Annotated in this window: 19 protein-coding genes; all 19 read left to right on the forward strand. The window is 51.9% G+C overall.

Translation table 11 applies throughout. From position 1 onward, the window contains the following. The first annotated feature begins 24 nt into the window (after window positions 1–24). Window positions 25–564: a hypoxanthine phosphoribosyltransferase gene (hpt, locus tag AC3RCL_RS00285; RefSeq protein WP_012818323.1), complete on the forward strand. Its 540-nt coding sequence runs from the start codon at window positions 25–27 to the stop codon at window positions 562–564. A gap of 99 nt (window positions 565–663) precedes the next feature. Then, window positions 664–2733, forward strand: a complete 2070-nt coding sequence (gene ftsH, locus AC3RCL_RS00290) for an ATP-dependent zinc metalloprotease FtsH (protein WP_090914320.1) — start codon at window positions 664–666, stop codon at window positions 2731–2733. 229 nt (window positions 2734–2962) lie between these two features. Further along, window positions 2963–3901, forward strand: a complete 939-nt coding sequence (gene nadA, locus AC3RCL_RS00295) for a quinolinate synthase NadA (RefSeq protein ID WP_012818324.1) — start codon at window positions 2963–2965, stop codon at window positions 3899–3901. Between the two features lie 38 nt (window positions 3902–3939). Then, the gene (nadB, locus tag AC3RCL_RS00300) at window positions 3940–5556 is read left to right on the forward strand and encodes an L-aspartate oxidase (protein ID WP_492534088.1); all 1617 of its coding nucleotides are present in this window, start codon (window positions 3940–3942) and stop codon (window positions 5554–5556) included. Beyond that, window positions 5546–6421, forward strand: a complete 876-nt coding sequence (gene nadC, locus AC3RCL_RS00305) for a carboxylating nicotinate-nucleotide diphosphorylase (RefSeq protein ID WP_492534090.1) — start codon at window positions 5546–5548, stop codon at window positions 6419–6421. Before nadB ends, nadC begins: the two co-directional genes overlap by 11 nt. Beyond that, window positions 6418–7182 (forward strand): type III pantothenate kinase, encoded by a 765-nt coding sequence (locus tag AC3RCL_RS00310; protein ID WP_009591942.1) that lies wholly within the window; start codon window positions 6418–6420, stop codon window positions 7180–7182. Before nadC ends, AC3RCL_RS00310 begins: the two co-directional genes overlap by 4 nt. A gap of 57 nt (window positions 7183–7239) precedes the next feature. Beyond that, entirely contained in the window at window positions 7240–8124 is an 885-nt protein-coding gene (hslO, locus tag AC3RCL_RS00315; RefSeq protein WP_009591925.1) for an Hsp33 family molecular chaperone HslO, read from the forward strand. Between the two features lie 20 nt (window positions 8125–8144). Continuing rightward, window positions 8145–9080 carry a peptidylprolyl isomerase gene (locus AC3RCL_RS00320; RefSeq protein ID WP_492536235.1) on the forward strand — a complete coding sequence of 312 codons (936 nt, stop codon included), beginning with the start codon at window positions 8145–8147 and terminating at the stop codon, window positions 9078–9080. A 428-nt stretch (window positions 9081–9508) separates the two neighbouring features. Continuing rightward, on the forward strand, window positions 9509–10444 hold the full coding sequence (gene cysK, locus AC3RCL_RS00325) for a cysteine synthase A (protein ID WP_012818329.1): 936 nt from the start codon (window positions 9509–9511) through the stop codon (window positions 10442–10444). 261 nt (window positions 10445–10705) lie between these two features. Beyond that, complete coding sequence (locus tag AC3RCL_RS00330) at window positions 10706–12370, forward strand: anthranilate synthase component I family protein (RefSeq protein WP_492534093.1); 1665 nt, start codon at window positions 10706–10708, stop codon at window positions 12368–12370. A gap of 1 nt (window position 12371) precedes the next feature. Continuing rightward, window positions 12372–12953 (forward strand): aminodeoxychorismate/anthranilate synthase component II, encoded by a 582-nt coding sequence (gene pabA / locus AC3RCL_RS00335; protein WP_492534095.1) that lies wholly within the window; start codon window positions 12372–12374, stop codon window positions 12951–12953. Then, a complete protein-coding gene (locus AC3RCL_RS00340; RefSeq protein ID WP_492534097.1) occupies window positions 12950–13837 on the forward strand; it encodes an aminotransferase class IV in 888 nt (295 codons plus the stop codon). Before pabA ends, AC3RCL_RS00340 begins: the two co-directional genes overlap by 4 nt. Then, window positions 13834–14694 carry a dihydropteroate synthase gene (gene folP / locus AC3RCL_RS00345; RefSeq protein ID WP_492534099.1) on the forward strand — a complete coding sequence of 287 codons (861 nt, stop codon included), beginning with the start codon at window positions 13834–13836 and terminating at the stop codon, window positions 14692–14694. Before AC3RCL_RS00340 ends, folP begins: the two co-directional genes overlap by 4 nt. 36 nt (window positions 14695–14730) lie before the next feature. Continuing rightward, window positions 14731–15093 carry a dihydroneopterin aldolase gene (gene folB / locus AC3RCL_RS00350; protein WP_009591901.1) on the forward strand — a complete coding sequence of 121 codons (363 nt, stop codon included), beginning with the start codon at window positions 14731–14733 and terminating at the stop codon, window positions 15091–15093. A 7-nt stretch (window positions 15094–15100) separates the two neighbouring features. Then, window positions 15101–15649, forward strand: coding sequence for a 2-amino-4-hydroxy-6-hydroxymethyldihydropteridine diphosphokinase (gene folK / locus AC3RCL_RS00355; RefSeq protein WP_036672070.1), 549 nt, complete (start codon window positions 15101–15103; stop codon window positions 15647–15649). Next, entirely contained in the window at window positions 15601–15807 is a 207-nt protein-coding gene (locus tag AC3RCL_RS00360; RefSeq protein ID WP_012818334.1) for a helix-turn-helix domain-containing protein, read from the forward strand. Before folK ends, AC3RCL_RS00360 begins: the two co-directional genes overlap by 49 nt. A 220-nt stretch (window positions 15808–16027) precedes the next feature. Then, a complete protein-coding gene (gene dusB / locus AC3RCL_RS00365) occupies window positions 16028–17059 on the forward strand; it encodes a tRNA dihydrouridine synthase DusB (RefSeq protein ID WP_036661675.1) in 1032 nt (343 codons plus the stop codon). Between the two features lie 210 nt (window positions 17060–17269). Next, the gene (gene greA, locus AC3RCL_RS00370) at window positions 17270–17746 is read left to right on the forward strand and encodes a transcription elongation factor GreA (protein ID WP_009591919.1); all 477 of its coding nucleotides are present in this window, start codon (window positions 17270–17272) and stop codon (window positions 17744–17746) included. Between the two features lie 172 nt (window positions 17747–17918). After that, complete coding sequence (gene lysS, locus AC3RCL_RS00375) at window positions 17919–19430, forward strand: lysine--tRNA ligase (protein ID WP_012818337.1); 1512 nt, start codon at window positions 17919–17921, stop codon at window positions 19428–19430. Window positions 19431–20088 lie beyond the last annotated feature (658 nt).

The following is a 20088-nucleotide window of genomic DNA, read 5'->3' on the forward strand; positions in this document are numbered from 1 at the left end:
ATAAACGTAGGAGGTCCACTTAAGTTGCAGAATGACATTCAGGAAATACTCATCAGTGAAGAAGAGATTCGCGCAAAAATTAAGGAACTCGGTTCCAAGCTCAGCGCCGAATATGAGGGACGCAATCCGCTCGTTATTTGCGTTCTTAAAGGTGCGTTTATTTTTATGGCCGACTTGGTTAAATCCATATCAGTACCTCTAGAGTTGGATTTCATGGCTGTATCCAGCTATGGAGCATCAACCAAATCCTCTGGCGTGGTCAAGATCATTAAAGATCTGGACGCTTCCGTTGAAGGCAGGGATGTTCTGATTGTGGAGGATATTATCGACAGCGGTCTTACGCTCAGCCATTTGATTGAGCTTCTTAAGAGCCGCAAGGCAAACTCGGTGCGTGTTGTCACCCTGTTCGACAAGCCGGCACGCCGTACGGTGGATTTGCAGGCTGATTATACCGGATTTGTGCTGCCGGATGCTTTTGTTGTCGGATACGGGCTCGATTACGCCGAGCATTACCGGAACCTCCCCTACATCGGGATTCTGAAACCGGAAATCTACAGCAGTTAAACCGCGCCAATAGGCTGCTGCCACAGATCGGGGGCCTTTGTTGAGATGGCCAGACAGGCTGTGGTAAAATATCTTATGTGTCTTGAGAGGAGGTAGGGGATGAGTCGGTTCATCCGGAATTCTGGTTTTTATTTGATTCTATTTTTAGTCGTGGTGGGCATAGTACAATTCGTCACCAATGGCGGCGAGCAAGCCGATGCCCCTAGTTATAATCAACTGCGGCAGGAAGTCAAAGCTAACAACATAGAGGAAATGACGGTACAATTTGACGGTTACGCTTATCTGGTGACCGGTAAGTATAGGGAGATATCCGAAGAGAAAAAATCGGAGAATTTCTCGACCTATATTCCTGCCACGGATGCAGCGATGCAAGAGCTGACTGCAGCCAGTGATAGCAACAATGTCAAACTGTCCGTGGTGCCAATGGAAGGCCAAAGCATTTGGCTGACATTGCTTTCATCCTTTATTCCGCTCATCATTATGTTTGTTCTGTTCTTCTTCCTGTTCAATCAGGCTCAGGGCGGCGGCGGCAAAGTGATGAACTTTGGTAAGAGCAAAGCCCGCTTATATAATGAAGAGAAGAAACGGATTACATTTGAAGATGTAGCCGGAGCAGATGAAGAGAAGCAGGAGCTTGTCGAGGTTGTTGACTTCTTGAAGGATCCGCGCAAATTTAACACGGTTGGCGCTCGCATTCCGAAGGGCGTCCTGCTTGTCGGTCCTCCGGGAACCGGTAAGACGCTCCTTGCACGCGCCGTTGCCGGCGAAGCGGGAGTGCCGTTCTTCAGTATTTCCGGTTCCGACTTCGTAGAGATGTTTGTCGGCGTCGGTGCTTCTCGCGTACGCGACTTGTTCGAAAACGCGAAGAAGAATGCACCTTGTATCATCTTCATTGATGAGATTGATGCTGTAGGTCGTCAGCGCGGCGCTGGTCTCGGCGGCGGTCATGACGAGCGCGAGCAGACGCTCAACCAATTGCTGGTTGAGATGGACGGTTTCGGAGCGAACGAAGGCATTATCATCGTCGCTGCGACCAACCGACCAGATATTTTGGACCCGGCGCTTCTTCGCCCGGGACGTTTTGACCGTCAGATTACCGTCGATCGCCCGGATGTGAAGGGCCGTGAAGCCGTACTGAAGGTTCATGCACGCAACAAACCGTTGACAAAGGATGTCAAGCTCGACATCATCGCCAAACGTACAACCGGTTTTACGGGCGCCGATCTGGAGAATCTCCTGAACGAGGCTGCCTTGCTTGCGGCTCGCCGCAACCGTAAAGATATCTCCATGCGAGAAGTGGATGAAGCGATTGACCGCGTTATCGTGGGTACCGAGAAGCGCAGCCGCGTGATCAGCGACCGCGAGAAACGCATCGTAGCTTACCATGAAGCCGGTCATACCATTGTGGGTTACTTCCTTGAGCATGCCGATACGGTGCACAAGGTAACGATTATTCCTCGCGGCCGTGCCGGCGGATATGTCATCATGATGCCGAAGGAAGATCGGATGCTCGTAACGAAGCAGGAATTGCTGGACCGCGTAACCGGTTTGCTTGGCGGCCGTGTCGCCGAGGAGCTGTTCATAGGCGAAATCGGAACCGGAGCATACAGCGACTTCCAGCAAGCAACGGGCATCATCCGCAGCATGATTGTGGAATACGGTATGAGTGAGAAGCTTGGACCGATGCAGTTCGGTACATCCCAAGGACAAGTGTTCCTGGGACGTGATATCGGACACGAGCAGAACTATAGTGATGCAATCGCTTATGAAATCGATCAGGAAATGCAGCGGTTCATTAACGAATGTTATGAGAAGTGTAGAGAGCTTCTGACCAAGCATTCCAAAGAGGTTCATCTGATTGCCAACACGCTTCTGGAGAAGGAAACACTGGAGCTTGAGCAAATCAAGAACCTCATTGAGACCGGATCGGCTGAAGGCGATGGCAGTGGCGAAGGTGAAGGTTCCTCGGAGAACGGCGAACCGATCATCGACAACATTGGCGACGTGAAAGTTCGCATCCAAGGGAAAGAAGACGGCGGGCAGCCGACTTCCACGGAAGAAATTCCGAACAACCCGATGGATTCGAATGATCCAGCACCGGAAACCAAAGATTCCGAACGCAAGGATCCTCCAGGCGGATCGGACAACGGTAACAGCAGATTAACGTAATATTCGTTGATAAAACATCGAATACCGAATAAAAAAGAAGAACCGGAGAACGATAATTCGTTTTCCGGTTCTTTTTGTGCTTTCTATCACATTGACAGGGGACAGAACGAACGTGTACATTAGTTGTTAAATAAGGATGCGCTTCCTTTCACAAAGGTGGAAACCATCCTGAAAGTCACATGGTCATCAGCGGCGAACAGCCGGACAACATAAAGGGAGAGGGTCGATCATGGAAGCTTTGGCACTGGAGCGCAAGGCAGAACAGAACCGTGAACTGCGTGAGCGGTTAATGCAGTTGAAGAAGGAACGTAATGCAATTATTTTGGCTCATTATTATCAACGGGACGAAATTCAGGAGGTTGCTGATTTCCGGGGAGATTCCTTCTTGCTGGCGCAGAAGGCGGCACAAACCGACGCCGAGGTCATCGTATTTTGCGGCGTGCATTTTATGGGCGAGAGCGCTAAAATCCTGGCACCAAACAAAACGGTTCTCATTCCGGATGAACGGGCCGGCTGTCCTATGGCCGATATGGTGAACGTGGACGGACTGCGGAAATTGAAAGCGCAGCATCCGAATGCGAAAGTGGTTACGTACATCAATTCATCCGCTGAAATCAAGGCCGAAACGGATATCTGCTGCACTTCCTCCAACGCCGTGAAAGTGATTCAGTCGGTGGATTCGGACGAAATTATATGGGTTCCCGATAAGAACCTGGGGCACTATGTGCAGCAGCATACCGACAAGAAACTCATTATTTGGGAAGGATACTGCAACACGCATGACATGCTGACCGTTAAGGATGTCGTCGAGATGAAGGCCAAATATCCTCAGGCTGAATTTGTGGTGCATCCGGAATGCCGTCCGGAGGTTGTTGCCATGGGTGACTTTGTGGGAAGTACAACCGCCATCCTGGAATATTGCAAACAGTCATCGGCCAAGGAGTTTATCGTGGGCACAGAGGACGGTACCGGTTATCAGCTTCGATTGGATAGCCCGGATAAATCGTTCCACTTCGCGACGAAATTCCTGGTATGTCCGAATATGAAAGTGAATAATCTCAAAAAGCTGGTGAAAGCACTGGAAACGATGAAGCCGCAGATCTATGTGCCGCCGGTCGTTGCAGAGAAAGCCAGAACTTCATTAGAGCGCATGTTACAGGTTAAGTAGCATGCGCTACTCTTTCGTGAAAAGACAGGTGAAGCAACGTGATACCGCAGTATTTGATTGATTTTGAGCTGAACGATCTCCCGGTTGTAGAGACGGATGTCATCGTGATCGGTTCAGGCATTGCGGGTTTATATACGGCGATCATGGCAAGTGCGACTCAGAATGTGCTTTTGATTACGAAAAAATCGCTCCTCGAAAGCAACACGCGTTATGCTCAAGGCGGGATTGCGGCCGTAACGGCGGAGGATGACTCGCCAGCATATCACCGCCAGGATACTCTCCTTGCAGGGGCCGGTCTATGCTCATCTGCCGCGGTGGATGTGCTCGTAAACGAGGGGCCCGTCGGGGTTCAGGAGCTCATACGCCTCGGCACGACGTTTGATGTGGAGAACGGCGAGCTTGCATTGACCAAAGAAGGTGCGCACAGCCACCGACGGATCCTTCATGCCAACGGTGATGCTACCGGTTATGAAATTGTGCGCGCTCTTTCCATTCAAGTCGAAATGCTTCACAATATAGAGGTATGGGACGATCATTTTGTCATTGACCTGATTACCGAGCAGGGAGAGTGTCACGGCGCATTGGTACAGATGCCGGATGGCAAGCGTGTATTCGTGCGCGGCCGTGCGACGATTTTGTGTTCCGGCGGGGCCGGTCAATTGTACCGGTACACAACCAATCCGGAGGTTGCGACCGCGGATGGCATCGCCATGGCTTATCGGGCAGGCGCGGAAATTCGGGATATGGAGTTTATCCAGTTTCATCCGACGGCGCTAAGCTATCCGGGCGCTCCCCGATTCCTGATATCAGAGGCGGTTCGCGGCGAAGGTGCTGTGCTTCGTAATATAAGAGGGGAACGGTTCATGCCGAAATACCATGAGTTACAGGAGCTCGCACCGCGGGATATCGTGGCACGGGCCATTGTCAGCGAAATGGAAGCGACGGGATCGACCTTCGTATACCTGGATATTACCCATGAGTCGCCGGAAATGGTCAAACATCGATTCCCAACGATTTATGAAACATGCATGCAGTACGGGCTGGATTTATCATCCGATTGGATTCCGGTCTCCCCGGCTGCGCATTATATGATGGGGGGCATCAAGACCAACCTGCACGGCGAGAGCAGCGTGAAGCGATTATTTGCTTGCGGAGAAGTCTCCTCTACGGGTGTTCACGGAGCGAACCGGTTGGCCAGCAATTCGCTTTCGGAGGCGGTCGTGTACGGCAGTCGGATTGTCGAGCGCATTAAGAGCCTCCCGGATCCCTCTGGGGATCCTCTTCGGGTATCATTCCACCTGGACCGCAAGGACGCCCCGTCGCAAGCGATGGTGGAAAAACGCTTGAAGCTTCAGAAGGTCATGGTGCGTTATGCAGGACTTCGGAGAAATCGGGATACTCTAATAAGAGCGGCGGAAGAGCTTGGCCGTCAGCTGCCCTTGTTCCAATCGATGCTCTCCAAGCGTGAAGAATACGAATTTGCGAACATGCTGACGGCATCCCTGCTGGTGGTTCAAGGCGCGCTGGGACGGGAAGAAAGCCGGGGAGCTCACTATCGTGAGGATTATCCGGAGCGAAATGACAGCGAATGGCGCAAGCATATTGTGTTTATACGGGACCAAGAAATGACGGAGGAATTGAGCGATGATGTTTAACGGATATAACGATGGCCTTCTCGAGAGCATACGGACTTGGCTTCAGGAGGATATTGGGTCGGGGGATATTACGACCCTCACCACGATCGAGCCGGGTCACGAATCCAAAGGGGTTATCCATGCCAAAGAGGCAGGCATCGTGGCAGGCATGCCGGTGGCAGAGCTGGTATTCGAAACGGTAGATCCAACGCTTACGTTTACGGCATTGGTCCGTGACGGAGACGTGGTGGAAAAAGGGACGGTTCTCGCTGAGGTGGAAGGAAGCACCCATCGTATTTTGACAGGAGAGCGGCTCGCGTTAAATTTGCTTCAGCGTCTATCGGGCATTGCAACCAAAACACGTTCTTTTGTTGATGTGCTTGAGGGATTGCCGACAAGGCTGGTGGATACCCGGAAAACGACGCCAGGCCACCGGATGCTTGAGAAATATGCCGTGCGGGTCGGCGGCGGCGCGAATCATCGCTTCGGCCTTTACGATGCCGTCATGATCAAGGATAATCACATCAAGGGTGCGGGCGGAATCGCCCAGGCGGTCAGCCGGGCCAGAGCCCATATTCCGCACACCATGACGATCGAAGTTGAAACCGAGAGCCTGGCACAAGTGGAAGAAGCCTTGGCTGCAGGCGCGGATATTATCATGCTGGACAACATGAATCATGACATGATGACGGAGGCCGTGCGGAGAATCAAGGCCAAGTCGCCTCACGTTCGCGTCGAAGCGTCGGGGAACGTGACGCTGGAGACCGTGCGCGGGATTGCGGAGACCGGGGTCGATGTCATTTCGGTTGGACGGCTGACGTATTCATTCCATAGTCTCGATATTAGTTTGGATCTGAATGCAAAGAAAGGAGGAGCAGAGGGTTGATTCTGGTTGTGGACGTAGGGAATACCAATATTGTGTTGGGTGTGTACCAGGGAAAGAAACTGCTGCATGATTTTCGGATCAGCACATCTCGTCAGTCTACCGTGGACGAATACGGTGTATTGATCCACAATTTGTTTCAAATGTCCAATATTTTGGTAAGCCAAATAGAAGGCGTTATTGTTTCTTCCGTAGTTCCTCCGCTTGTGCGCGTGGTCGAAGAAATGTGCAATAAATATATTGGCAAGGCGCCCCTTATCGTTGGGCCGGGGATCAAAACCGGACTCAATCTGCGGTATGAGAATCCGCGCGAGGTGGGGGCTGACCGGATCGTGAATGCAGTAGCAGCCGTCGAGCAGTACGGGGGGCCGCTGATCGTAGTGGATTTCGGTACGGCGACGACGTTTGATTGCATTGATGAAGCAGGCAATTATCTGGGCGGCGTAATTGTGCCGGGCATTGGCATTGCCACGGAAGCCCTTGTACAGCGTGCTTCCAAGCTTCCTCGCGTAGAGCTCGAAAAGCCGAAAAAGGTGATTGGGCGCAACACCGTTCATGCCATGCAGGCCGGCATCGTATTCGGTTATGCAGGACAGGTCGATGGCCTGGTTAAACGCATAAAAGCCGAGATGGGAACGGACAATGTTAAGGTTATCGCCACGGGGGGAATGGCTGAGCTGATTGCCGGCGAAACGGAATCCATCGAAGAGATTTCTCCCCTCTTGACGCTGGAAGGCTTGCGAATTATTTACGAGCGTAACTAGAACCGATATAAAACCGTTAGATATTACAAACAACCAGAAAGACAAGGAGGCCTCAAGATGGGTAATCAAAAAGACCGTATGCTGCGGGGAACGGCGTTAAACGGGAAAGTGCGGGCATTTGCCGTTCGGACAACCGATCTGGTGGAAGAGCTTCGCCGAAGACACGATACGTTCCCTGTCGTCACAGCCGCTTTGGGCCGCACCGTGTCAGCAGCAGCGATGATGGGAGCTATGCTGAAGGGAGATGAGCGTCTTAGCATTCAGGTTCGCGGCGATGGACCGATCGGTCTGATTGCGGCGGAGAGCAATGCCAAGGGCGAGGTACGCGGTTATGTCAAAAATCCGCATGTGGAGCTGACGAATATACGTCCGGGCAAGATGGACGTAGCCGCTGCGGTAGGGACTACCGGTCAGATTGATGTGGTCAAGGATTTCGGATTGAAGGAGCCTTACCGTGGCAGCGTGCCGATTATCTCGGGCGAGCTGGCCGAAGATTTCACGTATTATTTTGCCGTATCCGAACAGACCAACTCGGCGGTAAGCTTGGGCGTGCTGGTTTCGCCGGATTATTCCGTGGCCAATGCCGGCGGCTTCATCATTCAGCTTCTCCCCGGCGTTAGCGATGAAGAGATTACGGAGATCGAGCTTGCGTTAAGCAAGATTCCTCCGATCACCGAGATGCTGGAGGAAGGGCTGGATCTCGAGGATATCCTGAAACGCGTCGTTCCGGATGTGACGATTCTGGAGGAAACGGAAGTCTACTTCAGCTGCGACTGCTCGCATGAGCGGGTGGAGCGCGCACTGATCAGCTTGGGACGGGAAGAGCTTGAGCAGATGATCGAAGAGGACGGCAAAGCAGAGGTTTCCTGCCATTTTTGCAATGAACGATATACGTTTGACCGAGAACAGCTTAAATCCGTGCTAGAGCGGGCCAAATCTTAATGTTGGGATGAGCGACCGTGATGACGAGACAAGAGAAGGGATTGTGGGCGACCGTCATTGTCTTGACAGCATGCGTATTGGGTATGGGGGGCTGGATGCTGTTTTCCGGGGGCTTTTCGCAGGAGGCTTCTCCGCCGTGGAAAGCAGGCTCCCAGCCCGTTGCATCCATCCAGGACAGGGCGATTACCGAAGACGAGTGGGTTGACGAGCTGAAGAAGCGATATGGGCGCGAAATGCTGATGACCATGCTGAATCGGCACGCCGTGGCGCTGGAAGCGAAAGCGAAGGGCATTGATGTGACGGCCGCGGAAGTCGAGACGGAAATCGAAGTCATGAGCCGAAGCTATGGCTCTAAGGAACGGTTCTTATCGGAAATGGAAGATCAGCTTGGCATTACGGAGAGTGAGTTAAAGACGGAGACGACATATCGGCTCCTGCTTGAGAAAATTGCGACTTCCGATGTTCACATCGAGGAGCAGCAAATCGATTCGTATCTGGAACAGTACCCTGATCAATTTCGGCCCAAGAAACAGCTGAATTTATCCATGATTGAAGTCGCTTCGGAAGATGAGGCGGAACGCGTCATGGATCGGCTGGAGAATGGAGAGGATTTTGCGGATCTCGCAGCTCAGGTATCCCTGGACGAGTACACTAGGGAAGACGGCGGACAGATCGGCTTGGTAGAAGAGGATGACCCTTTTTTGCCGCCAGAGCTGCTTGAAGCAGCTTTATCGCTCGAGCCCGGAGATATTGCGGGACCCGTATCGCTCACGGACACATATGCCATAGTATATGTTAGGGATGTTATTGAGCCTCAAGCTCCTAGCGAGGAAAGTATCCGGAAGGCGGTTCGCAAGCAGCTGGCCCTGGAGCAGTCGGTGTCTTTATCGGAATTGGAGCGGCAGCTTCGCGAGAAATACGAGGCACGGATCAGTGCGGGTACGGTTACGCTGTAAATAGAGCAACAACATGAGGAAAGCTCGCTGTGGCGGAGAAAGATCTGGCTGCAGGAGCTTTTTTCGCTGTAGTTAATGCCTAAGCTTGGATGGCTGCGGAAAATTGGCGGTGATCCGGCATGAAGTCCTCCGAAGGATTTCGCGTTCGGCTCGTTCGTGAGTCGCAGGAAAATTCACCTAGAAATGTTGATTTTCAAGCAGCTGGATATTGACAATGGCCTGTAACGTTGATAAGATGAAGGTACAAAAACCCACCTTTTTACTCGGATATTGGAGAGCCATTGAACACCTGGAATTTTATTATTCTGCCGGCTCCCATTTTTTTAACATCGAGAACCTACAAATTCATGATTCGACATTCGAATGAATAACACCATTATGTATTCACTATTTTTATTCAGATCCATATTTAGAGGAGGTCTTCATTCATGGCAAAAGTCGTAAATAATGTGACAGAATTAATCGGTGAAACTCCGCTCGTCCGTTTGAACCGGATCGTACCGGAGGATAGCGCAGAGATCTATCTGAAGCTGGAATACCAGAACCCGGGCGCCAGCGTTAAAGACCGGATCGCGATCAGCATCGTGGAAGAGGCAGAGAAGGATGGACGTTTGAAGCCGGGCGATACGATTATTGAAGCGACCAGCGGTAATACCGGCATCGGCTTAGCTATGGTGGCAGCGGCCAAAGGCTATAAAGCGGTTATCGTCATGCCTGAAACCATGAGCTTGGAGCGCCGAAACCTGCTGCGTGCTTACGGAGCGGAACTGGTCCTGACACCGGGATCGGAAGGAATGAACGGTGCCGTTAAGAAGGCTGAAGAAATCCTGAAGGAAAATGCCGGATTCTTCATGGCCGAGCAGTTCAAGAACCAAGCCAACGTGAAGATCCACCGTGAAACGACTGGTCCGGAAATCGTTGAAGCGATCCAATCGATCGGCGGTTCCCTAGATGCGTTCGTGGCTGGCATCGGAACAGGCGGTACGATTACAGGCGCTGGGGAAGTGCTGAAAGAGCAATATCCTGACATCAAGATTATTGCAGTGGAGCCTGCTGCATCGCCAATCCTTGCCGGTGGCAAGCCAGGCCCTCACAAAATCCAGGGCATTGGCGCAAACTTCATCCCGGAGATTTTGAACCAAGAAGTCTACGATGAAATCGTCCATGTAGAGAATGACGATGCCTTTGAAACTTCCCGCCGCGTGGCGAAGGAAGAAGGCGTTCTTGGCGGTATTTCCTCCGGTGCGGCTGTATATGCTGCCTTGAAGGTCGCCAAAGAGCTTGGTAAAGGCAAGCGGGTTGTCGCTGTCATTCCAAGTAACGGAGAGCGTTACCTGAGCACGCCGCTCTATAACTTCGAATAAAATGATCTGGAATAGGCTGTGCATTTTCATCTCACCCAAGTGAGGTAATGTGCAACGAGAAGGGAGCCCTCAATGTGTTTTTTATAGCATTGAGGGCTTTTTGCGTATACTACTCCCTAAGATAACGCTTTAATGGATTCAAGGGCTGACCGCTTCAAAAATTATTGTTGGACAAGCCTCTATTTAGGGTTTTCAAGAGAAGCGGGATACAGTATACTGACAGGCAACAGTAAGGCTTTTGAAGACTAAGGGAGGATCGGCATGGAGAGAAGAGTGGAGCTGGCCCAGTGGCAGGCATGGACTAAAGAGGGCTGGTCCGTCGTTCCCTATCTGGTTCAATATAAAGGAGCAACACGAGGATTACCCCTGTCATGGAGACATGCTTGGAAAGAAGCATCGCCTTATGCCTTTGTGCTGGAGAGCGGCAAGGGTGGACGCTACACGTATCTTGGGTTACGACCGGTGTCCATTTTGCAGGGAAAAGGAAGCCAGGGCGAGGTCGTCGAAATGTCAGGCGGATTGCGAACGCAGGTTACGGGAGAGCCGCTGCGTCTGTTGGAGCAGTGGATGAAAGCGTGGAAATCACCCCGAGTGCCGGGATGGCCGGACTTTCGGGGAGGCTGTGCAGGCTTTCTGAGCTACGATGTCATCCGCTCGATCGAGCAGCTGCCCGTGATGGCCAAGGATGAGCCCGGTTTTCCGGATTATTTGTGGATGCGCATGGAAGAAGTCTGGATTTACGATCATGCGGATGACAGCCTATACTGCTCGGTGCATGTTCCTCTGCCTTGGGCTTTCGGGAGCGGGGAAGATTCGAAGGAAGCGACGGCGCTTGAGGATTCAGCGGATGTTTCTGAAGGTTCGGAGCTCTCACAGGGGCAGGAAGAGATTTTGGAGGAATTATATGAGAAGGCCGGTCTAAGAGCCGAATCGATGCTCTCCCAATGGAATCATATGTACGGAACGGGGCCGGAGAACGATTCGAGATCCGAAGATGAACGGATGCGGCAGGAACGATGGAAGAAAGCGCAGGAGCTGTCAGGGCCGAATGTGGAGGTCTGGGATCGGCTGGAGATTGATTTTTCGCAGGAAGCGTTCGAGCAGGCGGTTCTCTCGATCCAAGAATATATTCGGCAGGGCGATGTTTTTCAGGTCAACTTGTCTCTTCGTCGGCATCTGCAGCTCCATGCGGAACCTTCCGATATTTACGAGTGGCTGCGCATTCTGAACCCTTCGCCTTACATGGGGTATTTATCCTCACCAGGCTTCAGTTTGGCCAGCGGCTCACCGGAATTGCTGGTGAAGCTGGATGGCGATACCGTATCAGCCCGGCCGATCGCGGGTACCCGCCGCCGGGGGAGAAATCCGGAAGAGGACGCGGCCATGGAAGCGGAGCTGCTTGGCAGCGAGAAGGAACGGGCCGAGCATATTATGCTGGTCGACCTGGAGCGGAATGACATCGGCCGCATTGCCGCATACGGGACGGTGCATGTTCCGGAGCTGATGACCGTGGAGAGGTACTCGCACGTCATGCATTTGGTGTCCCAAGTGGAAGGGCGGATTGCTGAGGGCAACAATGCATATGATGTCATTGCGGCAGCGTTCCCTGGCGGCACCATTACCGGCGCACCCAAAATCAGGACCATGGAAATCATCGAAGAGCTGGAGCCCGTGACGCGGGGGCCTTATACCGGCTCCATGGGCTGGATCGATTATAACGGCGATATGGAGCTTAACATTATTATCCGGACCCTCGCCGTGAAGGATGGGGTCGGTTACATTCAGACAGGTGCTGGGATCGTCATTGATTCCGATCCTTATCGGGAATACCGGGAGTGCCATAACAAGGCTAAAGCTTTGATAGCGGCGCTGATGTGCAGTGAAGAAGAAGCCGCAGCGGCGGCTGCCTATATAGGGGGGAAATAACATGATACTTGTCATCGACAATTATGATTCGTTTACGTATAACCTGGTTCAATATTTGGGGGAGCTCGGCGAGGAAGTCAAGGTTTACCGGAATGATGAGATCGAAATCGCCGGCATCGAAGCGTTGGCGCCCGACCATATCCTGATATCGCCGGGACCGTGCACGCCGAATGAAGCGGGCATCAGTCTAGACGTGATTTCGCATTTCAAAGGGATCATTCCGATCTTCGGCGTCTGCCTCGGCCATCAGGCGATCGGGCAAGCCTTTGGCGGCAACGTCATTCGTGCGGAGCGCCTCATGCATGGAAAAACATCCGCCATCCAACACACAGGACAATCGGTCTTCGAAGGTTTGCCGGTTCCGTTCACCGCAACGCGATATCACTCGCTGATCGTTGAGAGGGAGACCCTCCCCGAGGAGCTGGAGATTACCGCCTGGACGGAAGAGGGCGAAATCATGGGGCTTCGGCACAAGCATTATCCCGTGGAAGGCGTACAGTTTCATCCGGAATCCATCATTACCGACCATGGCCATCAGATGCTGCGAAACTTCCTGAAGCGCACGGCTGGTGCCAAGGCATGAAATATATAGGCATGAACGGCGGCATCGTTGAAGCTGCCGACGCGGTCATACCTGTGATGGATCATGGGCTTCTGTACGGAATGGGTCTATTCGAGACCTTCCGCACGTATCAAGGGAAGCCCTTTTTGCTAGAGCGGCATTTGAACCGGCTGACGGACAGCTGCCGGGAGCTCGGGATCGCCCACAAGGCGGATGCCGAGAGGATCAGCGGCTGGATTGCGGAGCTGATGGAGGCGAACGGCCTTCAGGATGCCTATATACGGTACACCGTAACCGCAGGAGAAGGCTTGCTCGGTCTGCCTGCCGGGGATTATGCGAAGCCGGCCGAGATATTATTTGCCAAGGAGCTCCCGGCCGCCAACGCTGCGCTTTACGAGACAGGCAGAGCCATGAGGCTGCTGTCCCTACCGCGGAACACGCCGGAATCATCGGTCCGGATGAAATCCCTGCATTATATGAACAATATACTCGCAAAGCGGGAATTGGCAAGATATCCGGAACCATCGGGTGGCCACGCAGAGGGGCTGATGTTAACTTCGGCGGGAGACGTGGCCGAAGGCATCGTCAGCAACGTCTTTTTCGTCAAGAAGGGGCGTTTATATACGCCGGACGTGGGTACGGGCATTTTGCCGGGGATTACCCGGGCGGTGGTGCTGGAATTGGCTGCCGATCTTGGGATTGAGGTAGAAGAAGGCCGTTACGATTGGGATGTATTTACCGGAGCGGATGAAATATTTACGACAGGCTCTGTTCAGGAGATTGTTCCGGTTACGACGCTGTTTGGAGTAGAAGGCGAGGCTCTGACCATCGGACAAGGAGTGGCCGGCCCGATAACCCGTACATTGCTGTATGCGTATAGAAGGAAAGCAGGGCTTGATATATGAAAACAACCATCTATGAACGTGAATATCGTTTGAGCAAGGACGCTGAGTTAAAGCTCGGTCAGTCGACGCTCATTATGGGCATATTGAATGTGACGCCGGATTCGTTCTCGGACGGAGGCCGCTATAACGACACGGAGCGAGCCGTGGAGCATGCGCTTCAGCTGATTGAGGAGGGAGCCGACATCATCGATATCGGCGGGGAATCGACGCGGCCGGGACACGAGCCGGTTGGAGCTTCAAAGGAGCTTGCCCGCGTAATCCCGGTTATTGAAGCTATTCACCGGCACGCGCCGCAAATTCCGTTGTCGATCGACACCTATAAAGCGGAAGTGGCGCGCCAGGCTATTGGAGCGGGGGCTCATATCATTAACGATATCTGGGGCTTTAAAAACGATCCTGATATGCCTAAGACGGCGGCAGAGCTTGGATGCCCCGTCATTCTTATGCATAATCGCCGCGAACGAAATTACACGAATCTGATAGAAGACGTAAAACGCGATTTGCTGGAAAGCGTCGAAATTGCGCGCGCTGCCGGTGTGCAGGATCACCAAATTTTACTTGATCCGGGCATCGGGTTTGCTAAGGACTATGATGAGAACATGAAAGTGATGGCATCTCTCGATCAGCTTGTGGGGCTGGGGTTTCCGGTATTGCTGGCTACCTCCCGCAAAAGGTTTATCCAAACCGCGCTTGGCGCTCCGGCACAAGACGTGCTGGAAGGAACGGCAGCCACCGTCGCATACGGGATTGCGCAAGGCTGTCAGATCGTTCGGGTGCACGACGTGAAGCATATGAAACGGACAGCCATGATGTGCGATGCCATGACTTACGCTTCAACGGAGCTTCAACGCAACTAATTTTTTGGGATCAAGGATGGAAGGGCGGAGTACGAGATGGATAAAATGATACTGAGCCGCATGGAATACTACGGTTACCACGGTGTGTTTGAGGAAGAGCGGAAGCTGGGCCAACGTTTCTATGTGGATCTTGAGCTGGAGATGGATTTGAGCAAAGCCGCGAAGACGGATGATCTGACGTTAACGGTAAATTATGCCGAAATTCATGAACTCCTGCTGGAGATTATGCGGACGGAGTCGTTCCGCCTGATTGAAGCTTTAGCGGAGCATATTGCATCTAAGGTATTGGACACTTATACTATTATCGATGCTTTAACGGTCCGATTGACGAAGCCGCACCCGCCTTTTGACATTCATTTTGAAGGTGTGACCATTGAGCTGCACCGGACCAGGAAGTGAGACGATCATGAATTCACACGCCACCTCTGAGTGTTCAGAGGCTTATATTGCTTTAGGGGCCAATTTGGGAGACCGCGAGGGGAACCTGATGGAGGCTTTGGAACGGTTGGATGAAGTGCCAGGCATTGAGGTAGAGCGCGTATCCAACCTGTATGAGACCGAACCGGTCGGTTACGTGGATCAGCCGATGTTCCTTAATATGGCTGCAGCCGTGTCGACATCGCTGAGTCCCCATGAACTGCTTGCCGTAATGCAGCAAATCGAGAAACAGCTCGGCCGGGTCCGTCATATTCACTGGGGACCGCGGACGGTGGATCTGGATCTGTTATGGATGGAAGGACGCCGTCTGGATACGCCGGACCTCGTTCTGCCGCATCCCCGCATGCAGGAACGGGCTTTCGTTCTCAGGCCGCTGGCCGATATCGTGTCTGAGCTTGAACCTTCTGGTCTGTACCCCGTGGTGAAGACAGCGCTTGAGAACCTGGAAGGAAAGGAAGGAATTCAGCTTTGGAAAACAAGCAGCTGGCGCAGCGTATCCGCGCTTTCCGAAAATTGAAGGGTTTGACCCAGCAAGAGCTCGCCGAGCGATCCGGTATTTCTCTGGCTGTTCTTGGAGCCATCGAGCGGGGAAACCGCCGTGCCGAAGAGCAGATGCTGGCTCAGATTGCCGACGTGCTGGAGATTACGTTGCAGGAGCTTAAGGAACGGAGCTAGATTATCTATCGTGAAGGCGATTCAGGTTTATTTTTTAGAAACCCTGCCATTAATATAGGAAGATGTCTCTTGGATGGGATCTACAAGAATGAGTAAATGTTGCGGACTGGACGATTGCGCGATTCATGGGTATGATGGTTTGGTTTGAAACTTAGGGACACGCTCAAGAAGCGGGATCCTTCGACTATAAATATTTGAAAATAAAGGAGGGAAACATGGAATGGATCAATTGAAAATCGGAAACGTTGAGATGAAAAACCAAGTGGTTCTGGCGCCGATGGCTGGCGTGTGCAATCCGGCGTTCCGATTGATCGCCAAGGAATTCGGCACCGGTCTGGTCTGCGCCGAAATGGTCAGCGGCAAGGCGATCGTTCACGGCAACAAGCGCACCCAGGAAATGCTGTTCGTCGACGAGCGGGAGAAGCCGTTGAGCCTGCAAATTTTTGGCGGCGACCGCGTATCCCTGGTGGAAGCGGCCAAAGTCGTCGATCAGCAGACCAATGCCGATATCATCGACATCAACATGGGCTGCCCTGCACCGAAGGTAACGAAGATGGATGCGGGAGCGCGCTGGCTTCTGGATTCGAACAAAATCTATGAGATGGTCGCGGCGGTTGTCGATGCCGTGAACAAACCGGTCACGGTGAAGATGCGCACAGGCTGGGATAGCGATCATATCTACGCTGTCGAAAATGCGCAGGCTGTCGAACGGGCGGGCGGTCAAGCCGTCAGCGTTCACGGACGTACTCGCGAGCAGCTCTACACCGGGCACGCAGATTGGGACATCATTCGCCAAGTGAAAGAAGCCGTCTCCATTCCGGTTATCGGCAACGGCGACGTAGTGACGCCGGAAGATGCGCGCCGAATGCTGGATACGACGGGATGCGATGGCGTCATGATCGGTCGTGGAGCGCTGGGGAATCCTTGGATGCTGTACCGTACCGTGGAATACCTGAAGACGGGCCAGCTGCTGTCGGATCCGTCTCCCCAGGAGAAAATCCGGATTGCCATCCTGCATATGGACCGGCTGATCGCCCTGCGCGGCGAAGCGGTAGCAGTTAGGGAGATGCGCAAGCATCTTTCCTGGTACTTGAAAGGGCTCAAGGGATCGGCTCGCATTAAAGATATTATTATGGAAGAAACGAAGCGCGATGAATTGGTTAGCCTTCTGAACAACTTTGTGAACAATCTGGAAGACCATGAAGAATCGGCAAAAAGCGTATACCCTCAAGCCGCTGCGGCGATTGGATAATACGAGGTGCAGGCTGTTAACGGTTGCGTATATGCGACATCCGTGACAGCCTTTGCGCGCATTGACTTTTTGAAATGGTTCCCATATAATCTTTCAGTATAAATTCAAGAAATTGAGCAGGCATCAGAGGGAAGTTCTGATCCCCAAGAATTCGCATATAGTATGTTGATACCGTGGTTTAAATTATTTACATGACAGGAGAATCGGTTAATGAGCGATAAAGAAGTCATTCTTACCCAGGACGGTCTGAAGAAACTGGAGGACGAACTTGAGAATCTGAAGTCTGTGAAGCGCCGCGAGGTGGCTGAGCGGATTAAAGTTGCCATCGGTTATGGCGATATTAGTGAAAACTCCGAATATGAAGACGCCAAGAACGAGCAAGCCTTTATCGAAGGCCGGATTATTACGCTGGAGAAAATGCTCCGTAATGCGCGCATCATCAACAACGATGATATCAATACCGATGTAGTCGGCGTGGGCAACACGGTGATCGTGGAGGATTTGGAATTTGGCGACACGATGGAATATACCATTGTAGGTACGGCTGAATCGGATCCGCTTAACAACAAAATCTCGAACGAGAGCCCTGTCGGCAAAGCGATTATCGGCAAGCAAAAAGGATCGGTTGTGGATGTTAACGTTCCTGCGGGCGTTATTCAATATAAAATTGTAGACATTAAGAAGTAAGTCGGAATGTGGTGTAGAAAGCTTCCTTCGGGGGGCTTTTTTAAATAGGTTAGGGCTGGGTTGAGGGCTTAATGGATTGATGGCATGTCTTGAAATGGCTGCCCTACCGTTAAGTCCTTGCCGAATGTGTACGGGATTCACAATGCAAGCGAAATGAAGGAGATGAATGACGATGACGGAAGAAATGAACAACCAGGAACAAGAACAGGAGTTAAGTGAGCTTTTGCAAATCCGCCGCAACAAATTGGACGAGCTTCGCAAGCTGGGCATCGATCCGTTTGGCGGAAAATACGAAAGAGAACATCACGCAGGTGATATTCTGAAACAGTACGACGAGCTCTCCAAGGAAGAGTTGGAAGAGAAGCAGGTGGAAGTGAACCTGGCTGGACGAATTATGGCAAAACGCGGCATGGGCAAGGCTTCTTTTGCCCATATTCAGGATTTGAGCGGCCGGATTCAGATTTATGTTCGCCAGGATTCCGTTGCAGAAGCGCAGTATGAAGCATTCAGCATCCTTGATCTGGGTGACATCATCGGGGTAAAAGGGGTCTTGTTCAAGACCAAGACCGGTGAAACTACCGTGAAAGTGAAGGAACTGGAGGTTCTTTCGAAATCGCTGTATCCGCTCCCTGAGAAATTCCATGGTTTGAAGGATGTAGAGCTCCGTTATCGTCAGCGTTACGTCGACCTGATCATCAATCCCGATGTACAGAAAACCTTCATTACCCGTTCCCGGATTATCCAATCAATGCGCCGTTACCTGGATTCCCAAGGCTATCTTGAGGTGGAGACACCGACCTTGCATTCCATCGCTGGCGGTGCGGCGGCACGCCCGTTCATCACGCATCATAATGCGCTCGATATGGAACTGTATATGCGGATCGCAATTGAGCTCCATCTGAAGCGCCTGATTGTGGGCGGCCTTGAAAAAGTGTACGAAATTGGCCGCGTTTACCGGAATGAAGGGATCTCTACCCGTCATAATCCGGAGTTTACGATGATTGAGCTTTATGAAGCTTATGCGGACTACAAAGATATTATGGCACTGACTGAGAATCTGATTGCCCATATCGCCCAAGAGGTGCTGGGCACGCAAGTGATTTCCTATCAAGGGCATGAAGTGGACCTGACGCCGCAGTGGCGTCGCGTATCCATGGTGGATGCGGTAAAAGAAGTTGTCGGCGTAGACTTCAGCGTGGATATGTCCAACGAGGAAGCGCATCGTCTAGCCAAAGAACACAAAGTTCCGGTTGAGCCGCATATGACTTTTGGTCATATTTTGAACGCGTTCTTTGAGCAATTCGTAGAAGAGACGCTGATTCAGCCGACGTTCGTAACCGGTCACCCGGTTGAGATTTCGCCGCTGGCGAAGAAGAACGACGTGGATCCGCGGTTCACGGATCGCTTTGAGCTGTTTATCGTGGCGCGCGAACACGCCAATGCATTCTCGGAACTCAATGATCCGATTGACCAGCGTCAGCGTTTTGAAGCGCAGATGAAGGAGAAAGAGCAGGGCAATGACGAAGCCCACGAGATGGATGAGGATTTCCTGCGTGCCCTGGAATATGGTATGCCGCCAACAGGCGGACTTGGCATCGGGATCGATCGTCTGATCATGCTTCTGACCAATTCCCCGTCCATTCGGGATGTCTTGCTGTTCCCGCACATGCGTAATAAGGAGTAGGTTTTGAAGGTTTTGCTCCTTTCATAGTATAGAAAAGAGGCAGTTGGCTATAGCTTTCTATAGTCGACTGCCTCTTTTGTGCATAGAGCGCGTTTTTGTTGTAAAGCTGTGCTACATTCACTTGGTACAATGTATCAACACGTAATGGCCTGGGTGTTTAGGCGTTGTCTGCTTGGCGCCTTTGATACTTGGTTGGGGACCAACACGAATGGAGCAGCTAAAGATGATGGCCTGCAGTGGACCGTCATTCTGGGGACTCATATACAGCTTCAGTTATACCTATGCCCGATAAGCAGACAGAATTAGATGGACTTAATGAGTCATATCAGGCAAGTAAATAAGTGGATAATTTTGCCTTGTTTTTAATTTGCGAAAAAGGGTTGCATATAGGCGGATGCCATGGTATATTATATTTCCGGCCAAGAAATACGGCCTGGAACAAATGCTTGGATCAACAAGCTAAAATGAATTTGAAAAATAAATTCAAAAAAAGCTTGCAATGATCGAGCGGATGTGATAAGATATAAGAGTTGCTAACGAGATAACTTGTTGGTGACAAACGAAGAAGTTGATCTTTGAAAACTGAACAACGAGTGAGTAAAACGAACCACTTCGGTGGGACGTTGAAATAGAGAATTGAACAAATTCTCGTCAGTTA

Source organism: Paenibacillus sp. MT86 (assembly GCF_058792535.1).

Bases quoted from the DNA above. Each gene is read 5' to 3' on its own strand.
- ftsH (WP_090914320.1), top strand. From the start codon at position 664: ATGAGTCGGTTCATCCGGAATTCTGGTTTTTATTTGATTCTATTTTTA.
- nadA (WP_012818324.1), top strand. From the start codon at position 2,963: ATGGAAGCTTTGGCACTGGAGCGCAAGGCAGAACAGAACCGTGAACTG.
- nadC (WP_492534090.1), top strand. From the start codon at position 5,546: ATGATGTTTAACGGATATAACGATGGCCTTCTCGAGAGCATACGGACT.
- hslO (WP_009591925.1), top strand. From the start codon at position 7,240: ATGGGTAATCAAAAAGACCGTATGCTGCGGGGAACGGCGTTAAACGGG.
- AC3RCL_RS00320 (WP_492536235.1), top strand. From the start codon at position 8,145: ATGACGAGACAAGAGAAGGGATTGTGGGCGACCGTCATTGTCTTGACA.
- cysK (WP_012818329.1), top strand. From the start codon at position 9,509: ATGGCAAAAGTCGTAAATAATGTGACAGAATTAATCGGTGAAACTCCG.
- AC3RCL_RS00330 (WP_492534093.1), top strand. From the start codon at position 10,706: ATGGAGAGAAGAGTGGAGCTGGCCCAGTGGCAGGCATGGACTAAAGAG.
- pabA (WP_492534095.1), top strand. From the start codon at position 12,372: ATGATACTTGTCATCGACAATTATGATTCGTTTACGTATAACCTGGTT.
- AC3RCL_RS00340 (WP_492534097.1), top strand. From the start codon at position 12,950: ATGAAATATATAGGCATGAACGGCGGCATCGTTGAAGCTGCCGACGCG.
- folP (WP_492534099.1), top strand. From the start codon at position 13,834: ATGAAAACAACCATCTATGAACGTGAATATCGTTTGAGCAAGGACGCT.
- folB (WP_009591901.1), top strand. From the start codon at position 14,731: ATGGATAAAATGATACTGAGCCGCATGGAATACTACGGTTACCACGGT.
- folK (WP_036672070.1), top strand. From the start codon at position 15,101: ATGAATTCACACGCCACCTCTGAGTGTTCAGAGGCTTATATTGCTTTA.
- dusB (WP_036661675.1), top strand. From the start codon at position 16,028: ATGGATCAATTGAAAATCGGAAACGTTGAGATGAAAAACCAAGTGGTT.
- greA (WP_009591919.1), top strand. From the start codon at position 17,270: ATGAGCGATAAAGAAGTCATTCTTACCCAGGACGGTCTGAAGAAACTG.
- lysS (WP_012818337.1), top strand. From the start codon at position 17,919: ATGACGGAAGAAATGAACAACCAGGAACAAGAACAGGAGTTAAGTGAG.